The organism is Kitasatospora sp. NPDC051702 (assembly GCF_040681575.1).
In the GTDB taxonomy this organism is placed as follows: Bacteria; Actinomycetota; Actinomycetes; order Streptomycetales; family Streptomycetaceae; genus Kitasatospora.
Genome location: NZ_JBFAZB010000045.1, coordinates 12,164 through 26,854, shown reverse-complemented (window position 1 = coordinate 26,854; position 14,691 = coordinate 12,164). Strand labels below are relative to the sequence as shown.

9 protein-coding genes are annotated in these 14,691 nt (G+C 74.4%); 3 read left to right on the top strand and 6 right to left on the bottom strand.

Going from position 1 to position 14,691, the window contains the following annotated elements; all coding sequences use genetic code 11:
• Positions 1–166: 166 nt before the first annotated feature.
• The 5 genes from AB0N04_RS30030 to AB0N04_RS30010 form a co-directional block, all read right to left on the bottom strand.
• Positions 167–1,639 (bottom strand): BTAD domain-containing putative transcriptional regulator, encoded by a 1,473-nt coding sequence (locus AB0N04_RS30030; RefSeq protein WP_360223117.1) that lies wholly within the window; start codon positions 1,637–1,639, stop codon positions 167–169.
• A gap of 338 nt (positions 1,640–1,977) precedes the next feature.
• Positions 1,978–3,747 carry a sodium:proton exchanger gene (locus AB0N04_RS30025; RefSeq protein WP_360223114.1) on the bottom strand — a complete coding sequence of 590 codons (1,770 nt, stop codon included), beginning with the start codon at positions 3,745–3,747 and terminating at the stop codon, positions 1,978–1,980.
• A 317-nt stretch (positions 3,748–4,064) separates the two neighbouring features.
• On the bottom strand, positions 4,065–5,111 hold the full coding sequence (locus tag AB0N04_RS30020; protein WP_360223353.1) for a hypothetical protein: 1,047 nt from the start codon (positions 5,109–5,111) through the stop codon (positions 4,065–4,067).
• A 150-nt stretch (positions 5,112–5,261) separates the two neighbouring features.
• Positions 5,262–5,642 carry a transcriptional regulator gene (locus tag AB0N04_RS30015; RefSeq protein ID WP_360223356.1) on the bottom strand — a complete coding sequence of 127 codons (381 nt, stop codon included), beginning with the start codon at positions 5,640–5,642 and terminating at the stop codon, positions 5,262–5,264.
• A complete protein-coding gene (locus tag AB0N04_RS30010; RefSeq protein ID WP_360223359.1) occupies positions 5,639–6,298 on the bottom strand; it encodes a hypothetical protein in 660 nt (219 codons plus the stop codon). Before AB0N04_RS30010 ends, AB0N04_RS30015 begins: the two co-directional genes overlap by 4 nt.
• Positions 6,299–6,721: 423 nt before the next feature.
• Here AB0N04_RS30010 and AB0N04_RS30005 point away from each other — a divergent pair, with 423 nt between their 5' ends.
• A complete protein-coding gene (locus tag AB0N04_RS30005) occupies positions 6,722–8,041 on the top strand; it encodes a family 16 glycosylhydrolase (RefSeq protein WP_360223362.1) in 1,320 nt (439 codons plus the stop codon).
• 115 nt (positions 8,042–8,156) lie between these two features.
• Here AB0N04_RS30005 and AB0N04_RS30000 read toward each other — a convergent pair whose 3' ends face one another.
• Complete coding sequence (locus AB0N04_RS30000) at positions 8,157–11,084, bottom strand: AAA family ATPase (protein ID WP_360223129.1); 2,928 nt, start codon at positions 11,082–11,084, stop codon at positions 8,157–8,159.
• 121 nt (positions 11,085–11,205) lie between these two features.
• Between AB0N04_RS30000 and AB0N04_RS29995 the strand changes: the two genes are divergently transcribed.
• Positions 11,206–11,763: a TetR family transcriptional regulator gene (locus AB0N04_RS29995; RefSeq protein WP_360223132.1), complete on the top strand. Its 558-nt coding sequence runs from the start codon at positions 11,206–11,208 to the stop codon at positions 11,761–11,763.
• Positions 11,764–11,975: 212 nt separating this feature from the next.
• Entirely contained in the window at positions 11,976–14,684 is a 2,709-nt protein-coding gene (locus AB0N04_RS29990) for a SpoIIE family protein phosphatase (RefSeq protein ID WP_360223141.1), read from the top strand.
• Positions 14,685–14,691: the final 7 nt, after the last annotated feature.

Sequence of the window (14,691 nt, the reverse complement as noted above, 5' to 3'; positions counted from 1 at the left end):
CCCGCGGTTGATACGTGTGGCGGTCCCACTCATCAGTTCGTCCTCTTCCCATCGCCGGGGATTCCGGGTGGCTCACCTGATCGGATGGTGATCGCGGCTGCCGACGGGATTTTGTGATGGTCCGGTTGACGGGGGATGAACGCTCGCGTTTATTCGCAGACGGATGCTATTCGCGGGGGTGCTGAAGAAGGGCGGAAACCGGCCAGGCAGGGCGACCCACCAAACGGCTCGCGGCCAGCCGCAGGGCGCGGGGCTGATGATCGCACGCGGCGGCCAGGGCCCGCACCGCGTCCGGTTCTCGGGCCAGGCGCCCGGCGCCCAGGGCGCGGGACAGCAGCTCGATCGCCTCGTCGGGCTTCATCCGGCCGACGGTGACGGTGTGTCCGCCGGGCAGCGGTCGCCCTGCAGTGACGAGGGCCGCGCTCCCCGGCTCGGCCGGCAGCAGCGGGCGGACCTGCTCGGCATCGACGGCGCCGTCGAGCAACACCAGGACACGCCGTCCGGCGAGCAGCCGGAGGTAGAGCGCGCGCAGGTCGGCGAGGCCCGGCGGGACGGCGTGCTCCTCGACGCCCAGGGCCCGTACGAAGGAGGCCAGGACGGCGGCCGGATCCGTACCGGGGGCCCTCCCGCCCAGGTCGGCGTGGAGCTGGCCGTCGGGATGGCCGGGGGCGAGCAGGTGCGCGGCGTGGACGGCGAGCGCGCTCTTGCCGTAGCCGGGCGGCCCGGTGACGGTGACCCACCGCGGCCCCGGCCCGCCCAGGGCGTCGGCGAGCTCCACCAGCAGGGTCGCCCGGCCGGTGAAGTCCACGACGTCGGGAGGGAGTTGGAACGGCCGACGAACCTGCCGGGGGGCGGTCCGGGAGGCCCAGGGCGTCCAGTCCGCGAGATCCGCGGCCGGGTCGCGGAGGCGTTCCGCCAGAGCCGCCGCCTCGCTGCCGGGGGCGGCGCCGACGAGCAGCGCGAGGGCCTGCTCGGTGCGGCCGGCCCGGCCCTGCGCCAGCGCGCGGGGAACGACGGTGGCCTGCTCAGCGGCGGGATCCTCCACGAGCGGGAGCCCGAGTTCGACGTCGAGTTCGAGCCGGGCCAGCCGGGCCTCCTCCCGGCGCTCGGCCAGCATCCGGCGGTCGTGCTCGGCGAACGGGCCCGGCACGCCGTCCAGCGCCACCGGCGTGGACCAGCGGCCGAGTGCGGCCGTGAGCAGGGCGTGGGCCCGCTCGGGCTGCCGGTTGCGCCGGGCGGCGGTGGCGGCGGCGAGCTCGGCGAGGAACACCGCGCGGTCGATGTTGGCCGGGTCCGCCTCCAACCGGTACGCCTTGCCGACGTGCCGCAGGACACTGCCGCCGTCGGGGGACCCACCCTTGCCGGACCCACCCTTGACGGAACCGCCCTCGACGGTGCCGTCCGTGCCGGCCAGGGCGCTGCGCAGCCGGTACATGGTAGCCGGCAATCCCCTGGCCCGGTCCGGCGCCCCGTCCGCCTCCTCACCCCAGACGCCGTCGATGATCTCCGCCACGGGCACCGGCCGCCCGGCGTTCGCGAGAAGGACGGCGAGCACCGCGCGGTCCCGAGCCCGGTTCAGCCGCAGCTCCCGGTCGCCGCGCCGCGCCCTGAGCGATCCGAGCGTGCTGAAGTGCAGCACCAGCGGGATCCTCCCTGTGCGACCGAATCCGACATCCGGTCATGCTACGGGGACGATGCGTGCCGACAAGGGCACTGGTCGACATCACGCCATCGATCGCCGAAACGCAGCGGTGCATCGGAAACTGTGCACGAAGTAGCGGGATCGGTCGCCCTCTCGACTCCGTTGTCGAAATTCCGGCTTGCCCACGGGCAACGGCCCCTGCAGCTCCGACCTCCTCACCATGACAGCCCGTTCGACGGGCCGGGGGTCATCACCACCGGCGCCCCGGTCCTCGCCCGGGAAGAGGGTGCGATGAGCGGCCGTCGGCAGTTGCTTCGGAGCCTCCGGGGCTCCGGTCAGTGCGGGGTGGGGTGGCGGGGTGGGCCGAGGAGGATGAGGATGTCGCCGGGTTCCTCGGGGGGTGGGTGGCCGCTGACGACGGGGGCGAGGGTGCCGTTGGAGCGGACGCGGAAGAGCAGGTCGTGGCCGGTGGGGATGGTACCGGTGCCGGGGGTCGCCAGGAGCGGGGCCCCGTCGGCGTGGCGGCGGGCGAGGGCCGGCCGGGCCAGGGATTCGTCGAAGAGGATCTCGCCGCCGGTGTACGGCGCCACCACTCCGTGGCTGCTGTGGGGCGGCCCCAGGCGGTAGACCCGGCCCTCGACGCCGCCCTGCAGGATCGTCGAGGCGAGCGCGTTGAAGTCGTCCTCGTCGGTGAGCAGCAGGACGGCCGTGATGCCCTCCAGTTCCGCGCCCTGGCCGGTGGCGGCAGCCAGCAGCTCGCCCGGGGCCAGTTCCAGGCCGGCGGCCCGGATCCGTTCGCGTTCCGGTTCCAGGCCGGCCCACATCAGGACGTCGAGGCCCGCCGAACGCAGGGCCCGGCCGACCTCCACCACCCACTGCGCGCCGCCGACCAGCAGGGGGCGGGAGCGGGCGGAGCGCCTGACGTGGAGGAGGCGGGCGGCGGGCACCGCGGTGAAGCCGTAGACCGCCACCGTGGCGACGATGACCAGGAAGGTCGCGGGGAGGATCTTCTCGGCTCCGCCGACGCCGTCCGCGACCAGGGTCGTGGAGAAGGTCGAGGCGGTGGCGGCCGCGACGATGCCGCGCGGGGCCATCCAGCCGATGAAGGCGCGTTCGCCCTGCGGGAGGTCCGTCCCGAGCGTGGACAGCCCGGCCACGAGTGGCCTGATGACGAGGACCAGTACGGCGACCAGGCCGAGCGTCGGGAGCATGACGCCGCTGAGCGAGTCCGGGGTGATGGTCGCCGAGATGGAGATGAACAGCAGTCCGATGATCAGCTGGACGAGGGTCTCGAAGAACGGGTTGCGCGAAGGGATGTCGAAGGACGGGAGGTTGGCGACGGCCACCCCCATGGCCACGGCCGCGATGAGTCCGGTGTCGTCGCGCAGCACGTCGCAGACCGCCGCCGTGCCGATCACGGTGGCGAGCTGCACGGACGTGCCGAGCGGTTCGGGAATCCGGAACCTGCCCAGCAGCAGCCACAGCACCGCCGTTCCGACCAGGGCACCGGCGATCCCGACGGCGAAGCTCAGCACCAACTGGCCGGCCCGCACGCCGACGTGCGGATGGGTGCTCGCGACGATCGAGTGGAAGACCAGGGCGCCCAGGATCGCGCCGATCGGGTCGATCAGCGAACCCTCCCAGGTGAGGATCTGCTGGAGCCGTTCCACCGGCCGCACGAAGTTGAGCAGCGGCCCGACCACCGTCGGGCCGCTGACCACCAGGATCGCGCCGAGCATCAGCGCGGCCCGGGAGGACATCCCCAGGAACTGCGCCGCCAGGAAGGCGGCCGGGAACCCGGTGAGCAGCACCCCGAGCAGCAGCAGCCTGACCACGACGCGCCGGTTGTGCCCCTGGAGGTGCTTCAGGTCCAGGCCGAGGCCCGCGTCGTAGAGGATCAGTGCCACGGAGAGCGACACCAGCGGGGAGAAGGCCGCGCCCAGCAGCCGCTCGGGGTCGAGGTCGTCGGTGAGCACGCCGGCGGTGAACCCGACCGGCAGCAGGACGATCAGCGCGGGCACGCGCAGCCACCTCGCCAGCACCTGGGAGCCGACCGCGAGCACGGCGGTCAGGCCCAGGCCCAGGAAGATCGCGTCGGTGCTCATGGGTCCGCACTGTGCTGGCGCCGGTCACGCGAGTCAAGCAGGACACGGCCGGGTCGCCGACCGGCCCGGGCGCGGGCCGGTCGGCGACGCCCGGACGCCCGTCGCCACCGGGCGGCCCGAGTCCGCGCCACGCCGTCACCCAGCGGGCCCGGCGGGGGCGGTAGTTGGGTTCCGGGCCGAACGGGCCGAACGGGGCGCCCGGCGGGCTCGGGCCGGGCCCGGGCCGGGCTCGGCGGATCGTCCGGTGCGGCCGATCCGCCGTCGTGGATCACCCTGGAGTGCCCCGGCCCGCGGCGCGCCGTTGACGGACGGCGGCGTCAGAAGGCGACGGCCTTCAGGTAGCTGGTCTCGCCGCGCGGTCCGGCCAGGTAGAGGGTGTGCCCGTCGGGGCCGAGGGCGGTGGCGCCCACGCCGTCGAGGCCGAAGCCGGTGAGGTCGGCGGCGGGGAGGGCGGTGTTGGTGGCGGTGTCGTAGGCCAGGACGGTGGCGGAGGGCTTCCAGCCGTCCTTGAGGACGAACAGGCGGCTGCCGTCCGGGGTGACCGAGACGAGGTGGGTGTCGGCGGAGGAGGCCGGGCCGCCGAGGGTGAAGACGGTGCGGGAGGTGTCGGTGAAGGGGTCGAGCTCGTAGCCGGAGCCCTGGGCGGACCGGCTGCCCAGGGCGTAGAGGCGGGTGCCCTCGCGGGAGGCGGTGACCTCCGTCGCGGCGGCGAGCGGCCGGACGGTGCGGGTGACGGTCGGGACGGGGGAGGTCAGGTCGAGGTGGACGACGCCCCCGCCGGTGGCGACGTAGGCGTCGGCGCCGCCGTTGTGCAGGGCGATCCCGTCCACGTCGGGGTCGCCCAGCGTCACGGCGCCGGTGAAGGAGCGGGCGAAGGTGTCGTAGACCAGCACCCGGCCGGGGCCGGAGGTGCCCTGCTGGGTGACGAACACCCGGGAGCCGTCGGCGCTGACGGCGAGCGCACGCGGGCCGTCGACGGGCGTGCGGAAGGGCACGCTGCCGGTGGCGAGGTCGACGGTCAGCAGCTGGTCGGCGGCGAGGACGTAGACCCGGTTGCCGTCAGGGCTGAGGGCCGGCCGGCCGGCGGTGCCGTCCTGGCTGAGCAGGGTCTGGGCCACGACGGCGCCGGTGCGGGTGTCGACGGTGCGCAGGAGGTTGGGGTGGCCGCTGCCGACGTTGTCCTGGGCGACGACGTAGGCGTGGTTGCCGTCGGCGCTGACGGCGATGCCGGACACCCGCCAGCCGACGGCGGTGTCGGCGGCACCGGCGGGTCCGGCGGCACCCGCCGGTGCGGCGCAGCACAGGAGTGCGGCGGATGCGGCGAGGGCGATGGCCCAACGGGTCTTGGCCGTAAGCGAGTTCACAGAGCTCTCCCAGGGCTGTGGCCACGCGTTGTGCGAGGCGTGGCCACGCTACGAGGAGCGGCGGGAGGAATGGAGAAGGCGTGAAGGAGTTGACCGGATCAGCATTGGTCTAGTCCAAAATCCGAGGGCCCGGCCCGGCGCGCCGGACGCTCAGCCCGGTGCGGGGGCGGCGGCCGGCCCCGGGTCGGCCTCCCCGTCGCGCGCGCCGGGCCCGGCGGGCACTGCGGGCCCCTCGAGCTGGTGGATGAGGGCCTTGAGCGTCGCGATCTCGTCGTGCAGGGCCTTCTTGCCCGCCCTGGTGAGCTGGATCCAGGTGCGGGCCCGCTTGCCCTCGTAACCCTTGTCGATCGTGACCAGGCCCGCCTTCTCCAGCACCGCGAGGTGCTGGGAGAGGTTGCCGGCGGTGAGTCCGAGCGTGCTGCGGAGGAACGTGAACTCCACCCGCCGGGCCTCCTTGGCCACGGCGAGGATGCCCAGCCGGACGCGCTGGTGCACGACGTCGTCGAGGCTGCTGGTGGGGTGTTCGGTCATGCGGCCGACCGCCCCTGGACCCACTGCAGCAGTGCGAGGCCGACACCGCCGAGGAGCAGCACTCCCCCCTCGAACAGGATGCCCGGGAAGCCCCACGGGGTCAGGGCGGGATGGTCACCGGAACGGATCATGAGGCCAAGGTACCCGCAGGTGATGGCGAGGAGCGGCCAGCTCCGCTCGATCCGGGCGAGCAGCAGCAGCGCCAGGCCGATCGTGCCGGCCGGGCTCACCACCGTGTCGAAGGCGACGGAGAGCAGGGACCGCTCCCGGAAGGTGATGAGGGAGCCGGGATGCAGGACCTGCCACGTCACGTAGGCGGTGATGAGCACGACCAGGCCGATGCCCAGCGCCAGGTACGGTCCGACCCGGGTCCCCACCCCGAGACGGGCGGAGCGTCGCAGGTAGAACCAGGTGATCGCGGCGTAGGCGAGCACCAGCGCCACCGGCCAGTACCACATGGCGGGCGGCAGCTCTCCGGGGTGGTGACCGCCCTGGCCGTAGCGGACCACCGGCGCCGCTCCGAACCGCACGGCGGCGAAGACGAGGAGGGCGAACCAGGCACCGCGCTGCTCGCGGCGGACGCGGTGGACCAGCGCCCGCTTCATGGCGAGGAGGTGATGGGGATCGCCCGCGGACGGGGCGGAGTGAGTCGTCATGGGAACAGGTTTGCATGACAAACTGATTGCGTCTAGAGATCTGTTTGCGAATGGCCCTTCGAGGACGGGGCAGTCGCGGACCCGGCGGAACGGGACGGGCCGCGGCGGGTACCCGTGGACGGATTCTCGACTTTCAAGCTATTTGTCCGGATTGCCCACAAACATCACCACCCGGCAAGCCTGCCAAGGGAATTCGGCGCCCCCTCCGAGCCGGCCCGGGCGGCGACCGGGCACTCCGCTGTGCGCCGTATCACAGCCCGCCGGTGACGCGATCCCGAAACCCCACCTGACCAGGAGACTTCGCCGGGTACACGATCGATGCCGCCGGCTCGGGCCCGGCAGCGGGCTTGCGTACGGACCGTCTCCTCCCCCAGGCTGCTCCGAGTCCGCAGTCGAGGGGGGAACGAAAGGGTCCTCCCTCTGATGCCCAGACACTCGAAGCACCGCCGCAGCACGCCCGGCGCCAGGCGCCGTCTCCTCGCCCTCGGGATCGCACTGGCCGCCACCGGAAGCGGCGCGGCCGCCTGGGCGATGCCGAGCGCGCCGACCGAGCCGGTGGTGGTCGACTCGCTCTCGATCACGCCGACCGGCTCCGCCGCCACCAGCCCGGTCACGGCGACCGCCAAGCTGCACGCGACGCGCCAGACCGCGGTCCAGGCGCTGACCGTCGCGGTGCGCGCGGCCGACGGCACCCACTACGACTTCCGCGGCGCGATCCCGGCGACGCTGACCTCCTCGCAGCTCACGTTCACGCCGCAGGGCCGCACCTTCCCGGCCGGCACGTACACCTACTTCGTGGCGTACGAGAGCGGCAACCGCTGGCACAACCTGACCCCGGTGAGCACCTTCACCTCGGGCACCGCGACGACTCCGGCACCGAGCCCGTCGCCCACGGCCACGGCGAAGCCCACCACCGTGCCGTCTCCGACGGCCACCGCGACCGCCACCCCGTCGCCGACCGCCACCTCGAAGCCGTCCCCCACCGCCACCGGCACCCCGTCGCCGACGGCCACCTCCCCGCTGTCGCCGACCGCCACGGCCTCCCCCACCACCGGCACCTCCGCCGGCCCGCTGGGCATCTCGGGCTCCTGGCGCCCGGTCTTCGCGGACGAGTTCAACGGCACCTCGCTCGACGCCGCCAAGTGGAACCCCAACTGGTTCGGCTGCAGCACCTGCACGACCCAGCCGGTGAACTCCCAGGAGGCCGCGGCGTACTCCCCGTCCCAGGTCTCGGTGAGCGGCGGCAGCCTGCACCTGGCGGTGGCCCAGAAGCCGGCCACCGTGAACGGCAAGACCTACCCGTACACCTCGGGCCTGATCAACACCAACGGCAAGGCCCAGTTCACCTACGGCGCGTTCGAGGCCCGGATCTACTCGCCGCCGTCGGGCTCGCAGGTCGCCAACTGGCCGGCCTTCTGGGCGGACGGCCAGAACTGGCCGACCGACGGCGAGCTGGACGTGATGGAGGGTCTGGGCGGCGACGCCTGCTACCACTTCCACTCCGACGCCGGCGGCCCCGGATCGTGCGCCCACGGCGACTTCAGCGGCTGGCACACCTACGGCGCCGAGTGGGCGCCGGGCTCGGTCACCTACTACTACGACGGTGTGAAGGTCGGACAGATCACCTCCGGCATCACCTCGGCGCCGATGTACCTGATCCTCGACAACGCGGTCGACGCCAAGTACCCGGCCGTCGCCCCCGCCGACATGCAGGTCGACTACGTGCGGGTCTGGCAGCACTGACCCGACCGGCCCCACCCACCGGCCCGGCCCCGCGGACTCCCCGCGGGGCCGGGCCGCTGTGGTCGGGGCCGCAGTCGGACCCTGGGGCGTGGTCAGGGCGCGGGCCGGGCCGTGGTCAGGGCGCGGTGGAGCGGTCGGCCAGTTCGGTCAGGGCGTCGCGCAGGGCGGCGCGCGTGGTGATGCCGAGCTTCGGAAACGCCCGGTAGAGGTGGGAACTGACCGTGCGGGGGGACAGTCGCACCTGATCCCCGATCTCCTTGTTCGTCAGCCCCCGGGCGGCCAGCTCGGCGATCCGGCGCTCCTGCCAGGTCAGCTGGACCGGGGCGGGCGCGGTGGTGTGGGGCACCACGCCGGCGGCCCGCAGTTCCGCGTGGGCCCGCTCGGCCCACGCGGTGGCGCCGAGGCGGTCGAGCGTCTCCGCCGCCTGGGCGAGGGTGACGCGGGCCGCCGCGCCGCCCTGGGCGCGGCGCACCCGGATCCCGTGCGCGAGACGGATCCGGGCCAGCTCGAACGGGAACCGCTCGGCGGCCGGGTGGGACTGGGCCCGGGCGTACAGCTCCGCCGCCTCCGCCTCGTCGTCGGCCGTCATCGCGAGCGCCCCGAACGTGATCAGGGCCAGGCGGGGCGAGAGCTCGGGCAGGCCGGCGTCGCGCGCGGCCAGCGCGTGGGCCCGGGCCTGGTCGACCCGGCCGGTGTGCAGGGCCGCCTCGACCAGGTCGAGCAGCGTCCTGGACGCCTGGTAGGCGTAGGGGCGGAACGCCCCCGGCGCCGTGATGCCGATGGCGTACAGGAACGCGGTCTCGTAGTCGCCGGCGCTCAGTGCGGTGGTCGCGCCGACCGCGTCCGCGATCTGGGTCAGGAACCCGATGCCGCGCGGGCGGGCCCACGCGTCGACCGCGGCCTGGAGGTCGCGCGCCTCCTCCGCCCGCCCGCGCACGGCCGCGAGCTGGGCGAGGTAGGCCCGCGTCTGGTGGGCGAACAGTCCGTGGCCGCGTTCGGTCGACAGGGCCAGGGCGCGGTGTCCGGTGCGCTCGGCGGCCTCCCACTGACCGAGCCCCATCTGGTCGAGCATGATCAGGTGCAGCATCACGATGCCGCTGGACATCGCCCCGGTGTCCAGCTCACGGTCCACGACGCGCTCCAGGTACGGGCGCAGCGGGCTCAGGACGTCGAGGTGGTAGGCGGACACGGCCAGCCGCGTCACGTCCCACGGGTCCTGGTCCTCCAGCACGGCCCCGGCCCGTTCCACCGGAGCGCACCAGCCGGCGCCGTGCCGGACCACGTCGCTCCAGGTGCTGCCGTACATCCGGGCCCGCTCGGTGGCGAGCTCGCCGAGGGACCCGAGGACCTCGTGGGTGCGCTGCCAGGCGGTGGGGCTGCCGGCGTACTGGCTGACGGCGAGCAGGAGGCTGACCAGCCGGTCGAGCACCTCGTCGCGCGGTACCGGGCCGTCCGGGGCCACCGGGCCGTCGGCGGCGCCCGGGCCGCCCGGAACGCCCCCGTCCGGGGCGCGGCCGTCGCGCAGTCGCTCCACCGCCGCGGCGACCCGCTGGTGGGTGGCCCGGACGTCGCCGTCCTGGTACAGCGCCAGGTAGGCGTTGGCGAGGACCGCGGCGGGGTTCTCCTCCGCACCGGGCGCGGACGCGGCCAGGGCGAGGCTGCGGGCCTGGCCGAGGCGGTCCGCCTGCCCGGCGACGTACGCCGCGTCACCCAGCCGCCGGGAGCGGTCGGAGCGGTTCTCGCTGAGTTCCGCGGCACGGGTCAGCCAGGAGACGGCCATCCGCGCGCCGCCCCGCCGGGTCGCCGACCGGGCCGCTGCCTCCAGGGCTGCGGCCACCCGCTCGTCGGGGTCGACGGTGGCGGCCGCCAGGTGGGTGGCGCGCCGCTCCGGGCTCTCCCGGTGCACCCGGGCCAACACCCGGTGCGCGTCCCGGCGTTGGTCGGTGGTGGCCAGCTGGACGACGCTCGAGCGCACCAGCGGGTGGCGGAACGCGAGGTCACCGGTGGCCGGTTCGACGACCAGCAGGCCGCACGCCACCGCCGCGTCGACGCCGCGCATGCGGTACCGCGCGGTCGGGCCCGGGCCGTCGCCGGACCGGGCCGTCGCACCGTCGAGGGCGCCCGTCAGGAGCTCCCTCCGGACGGTGTCGTCGAGTCCGGCGAGGCGGACGGCGTAGATCTCCTGGATCCGCCGGGGCAGCGGGACGCCGTGCGGGCCGAGCAGGTCCTCCCCCACGTGGTGGCCGGGACGGGAGGCGAGGTGGGTGGGCAGCTCCAGCAGGGCCAGCGGATTGCCGCGGGCCTGGTCGAGGACGAGGCCGCGGATCCGCTCGCCGAGCCGCGCGTGGTGCCGGTCCAGCAGGCACGCGGCGTCCGCGTCGGTGAGGGGCCCGACCGGCGTCTCCGGCAGCGCGGCGGTGTCGAACCGCGAGGCGACGTCCCCGCGGACGGCCACCAGGAGCTTCACCCCGGGACTGCCGGCCAGTCGGCGGCCGACGAATCCGCAGACGTCGGCGCTGGCCTCGTCCAGCCACTGGCCGTCGTCGAGGACGAGCAGCAGCGGACGCTTCGAGGCCGCCCGGGACAGCAGTTTGAGCACGGCGATGCCGAGGGCCATGACGGGCGGCGGCGGGCCCTCCATCCGGCCGAAGGCGGCGTCGAGGGCCGCCCGGGACGCGGCGTTCGACGGCCCGTCGGACGATCCGTCGGACGGATCGCGAGCCGCGTCGCCGGACGGATCGCCGGGCTGTTCACCGGCCTGTCCAGCGGGCTGTCCACCGGCGTGTGCGCCGACCGGGAGCAGCGGGTAGAGGATCTGGTGGAGCCCGGCGTAGGGCAGCTCGGCCTCCGCCTCCACCCCGGTGGCCCGGATCACCAGGTGCCCGTCCTCGGCCGCGAGCCGCGCGGCCAGGTCGAGCAGGGTGCTCTTGCCGACACCGGCCTCTCCCCGGAGCACCAGGGCCGCTCCGCCGGGGGCCCGCACGAACGCGGACAACTGCTCCCGCTCGCCGTCCCGACCGACCATCACCACGCCCGGTTCCAAGCCCGGATCCCTCCCCTGCCCCCGGGTGCGCGCCCGCGACCCTATTCAACTAGACGGTTAGTTGATTAGACTGTGCCCCGGCAGAGCATGTCAAGTAAACGGTTGGTTAGGAGCTGGGTGCATGGAGCGCGACGCCGAGGCCACCAGGCGCAGACTCGTCTCGGCCGGGCGGGCCGAGTTCGCCGCGCACGGGCTGCACGGCGCCCGCGTCGACCGGATCGCCGCCGCCGCGCGCAGCAACAAGGCGCAGATCTACCACTACTTCGGGAACAAGGCCGGGCTGTTCGACGCCGTCTGGAACGAGCTGGTCGAGCAGATCGTCGTCGGCGTGCCGTTCGACGCGGACGACCTGCCCGGGTTCGCGGCGGGCCTGAGCGACCTCTACGCCGAACACCCCGACATGCCCCGCCTCATCACCTGGCAGCGGCTGGAGCACGGCGACGCGCTGAACGACCTCGGGGTCGCCGAGGTGCGCGGCCGCAGCGCCGCCATCGCCGAGGCGCAGGCCCGGGGGCTGATCTCGACCCGGTTCGAGCCCCAGGTCCTGTTCGCCCTGCTGGTGCACGTGGCGATGCTGTGGTCGGCCTCCAACCCCGAGGTCCTGACGGTCCTGGGCAGCGCCGACCGGGCCGGGCGCCGCGACCTGATCCACCGCGTGGTCACCGCCCTGGCGCACTGACCCCGCGGGCACGGGCCGCGCCCGTGGCACCCCACCCGTCGCACCGCCCGACCCCCGCGAGGTGTCCCGGTCGTGCGCGGGGGGACCATGGGTGTATGGCCAGAGACACGGGCCCAGCCTCCCGGCCGCCGCGGCGTCGGCCGGGTGGCCGTCGTGGGCGGGGCGACCGACGCGCGGGGGCACGGGAGCAGTCGGTGCGACCCCTGCGGTCGATGATGAGCCTGCGCAGCGTCGCCGGGCAGATGTTCCTGCTACAGGTGTCGATCGTGGTGCTACTGGTGGTGGCGGCGGTCGTCGCGCTGCTGATCCAGTCCCGCAGCGACCGGTTCGACGCGGCGCGTGACCGCTCGCTCGCCGCGGCCGAGGCCTTCGCCCACAGCCCCGGGCTGGTGGCGGCGATGCAGGGCCCCGACCCCAGCGCGGTGCTCCAGCCGTTGACGGAGGCGGCCCGCAAGGACGCCCAGGTCGACTTCATCGTGGTGACCGACCGGAACGGCATCCGCTACACCCACCCCGAGCCGGAGCAGATCGGCAAGAAGTTCGTCGGCACCATCGAGCCGTCGCTGGAGGGCAAGGTCACCGTCGAGCAGGTGCACGGCCCGCTCGGCGAGGAGTACCAGGTGGTCGTCCCGGTGGAGGACCCCAACGGCGCGGTGGTGGGCATCGTCTCCTCCGGGATGAAGGTCGCCAACGTGAGCAGCGCGATCAACCACCAGCTGCCGGTCGTCCTGGGGGCCGGGACGGTCGCGCTCGGCCTGGCCACGGCCGGGACGGCGCTGGTGAGCAGACGCCTGCTGCGGCAGACCCACGGGCTGGGCCCCGAGGAGATGACCCGCATGTACGAGCACCACGACGCGGTGCTGCACGCGGTGCGCGAGGGCGTGGCCATCGTCGGCGGTGACGGTACCGTCCGGCTCGCCAACGACGAGGCCCGCCGGCTGCTCGACCTGCCGCCCGACGTCGAGGGCCGCGCCGTCACCGACCTCGGCCTCGACGCCCGCACCACCGAACTGCTGCTCTCCGGACGCTCGGTGAGCGACGAGGTACTCCCCGTCGGGGAGCTCCTGCTGGCCGTCAACACCCGCCCCACCGACAGCGGCGGCGGCCCGTCCGGCAGCGTCACCACCCTGCGCGACTCCACCGAGCTGCTCGCCCTCGCGGGGAAGGCCGAGGTCGCCCGCGGCCGGCTGAGGCTGCTCTACGACGCGAGCATGTCGATCGGCACGACCCTGGACGTCCGGCGCACCGCGGAGGAGCTCGCCCGGACGGCCGCCCGGGAGTTCTGCGACTACGCCACCGTCGACCTCGCCGACGACGTCCTGCACGGCGACGAACCGCACCCGCTGGCGGTCGGCGCCCCGGTCGAGCTGCGGCGGGTGGCGGTGACGGGCGTGCGCAACGACGCCCCGCTCTACCCGCCGGGGGAACTGGTCACCTGGGCCGGGAGCACTCCGCAGGCGGAGGGCTTCGTGAGCGGTCGCTCCGCACTCGTCCCCGAGGTGGCGGCCGACGCCGGGTGGCGCCGGCAGGACGCCGAGCGCACCCGGGCGGTGGTGGAGTTCGGCCTGGTGTCGCTGATCGCCGTGCCGCTGACGGCCCGGGGCGTGCTGACGGGCGTCGCCTCCTTCTGGCGCGGCCGCGACCAGGTGCCCTTCGACGAGGACGACCTGTCGCTGGCCGAGGAACTGGCCGCCCGGGCCGCCGTGTCCGTCGACAACGCCCGGCGCTACACCCGCGAGCACACGATGGCCGTCACGCTGCAGCACAGCCTGCTGCCGCGCGCACTGCCCGAGCAGAACGCCCTGGACGTCGCGTACCGCTACCTGCCCGCCCAGGCCGGGGTCGGCGGCGACTGGTTCGACGTCATCCCGCTGTCGGGCACCCGGGTGGCGCTGGTCGTGGGCGACGTGGTCGGCCACGGCCTCCACGCGGCCGCGACGATGGGCCGGCTGCGCACCGCCGTCCAGAACTTCTCCACCCTGGACCTGCCGCCGGACGAGCTGCTCGGGCACCTGGACGACCTGGTCTCCCACATCGACCAGGAGACGTCCGCGGTGGAGGGCGCGCTCGCGATCACCGGCGCCACCTGCCTCTACGCCATCTACGACCCCACGACCGCGACCTGCGTCCTGGCCCGGGCGGGCCACCCGCCGCCCGCCGTGGTGCACCCGGACGGCACGGTGGAGCTCCTGGACCTGCCCGCCGGCCCGCCGCTGGGCCTGGGCGGGATGCCCTTCGAGGCGCTGGAGGTGCGGCTGCCGCCGGGCAGCAGCCTGGTGCTCTACACCGACGGTCTCGTCGAGGACCGCAGCCGCGACCTCGGCATCGGGCTGGACGTCCTCAGTGCGTCGCTGGGCCACGCCGGCCGGTCCCCGCAGGACGTCTGCGACGCGGTGCTGGAGGCGCTGCTGCCCGCCCGCCAGACCGACGACATCGCCCTCCTGGTGGCCCGTACCCGGGTGCTGGAACCCGAGCGGATCGTCGAGTGGGAGGTGGACCCGGCCTTCGAGTCCGTGGCGGGGGCCCGGGCCCGGGCGACCCGCCAGCTCACCGCGTGGGGTCTGGACGAGGCCGCCTTCGTCACCGAACTGGTGCTGAGCGAGCTGGTGACCAACGCGATCCGCTACGGGACGGGCCCGATCACGGTGCGGCTGTTGTACGACCGCACGCTGATCTGCGAGGTGTCGGACACCAGCAGCACCGCCCCGCACCTGCGGTACGCCGTCGCCGACGACGAGGGCGGCCGCGGCCTGTTCCTGGTCGCCCGGCTCACCGAGCGCTGGGGCGTCCGGTACACCCCCCAGGGCAAGATCATCTGGGCCGAGCAGTTCCCGCAGCCGGGCGGCGCGGGCAGCGGCGCCGTCGCGCCGGTCTGGTCCCTGGACGACTGGCCGGACGACGACTGGCCGGAGGACGCGTAGGTCCGTC

Coding starts and splice junctions, on each gene's coding strand:
- AB0N04_RS30025 (WP_360223114.1), bottom strand. CDS start 3,747: ATGAGCACCGACGCGATCTTCCTGGGCCTGGGCCTGACCGCCGTGCTC.
- AB0N04_RS30015 (WP_360223356.1), bottom strand. CDS start 5,642: ATGACCGAACACCCCACCAGCAGCCTCGACGACGTCGTGCACCAGCGC.
- AB0N04_RS30010 (WP_360223359.1), bottom strand. CDS start 6,298: ATGACGACTCACTCCGCCCCGTCCGCGGGCGATCCCCATCACCTCCTC.
- AB0N04_RS30005 (WP_360223362.1), top strand. CDS start 6,722: ATGCCCAGACACTCGAAGCACCGCCGCAGCACGCCCGGCGCCAGGCGC.
- AB0N04_RS29995 (WP_360223132.1), top strand. CDS start 11,206: ATGGAGCGCGACGCCGAGGCCACCAGGCGCAGACTCGTCTCGGCCGGG.
- AB0N04_RS29990 (WP_360223141.1), top strand. CDS start 11,976: ATGATGAGCCTGCGCAGCGTCGCCGGGCAGATGTTCCTGCTACAGGTG.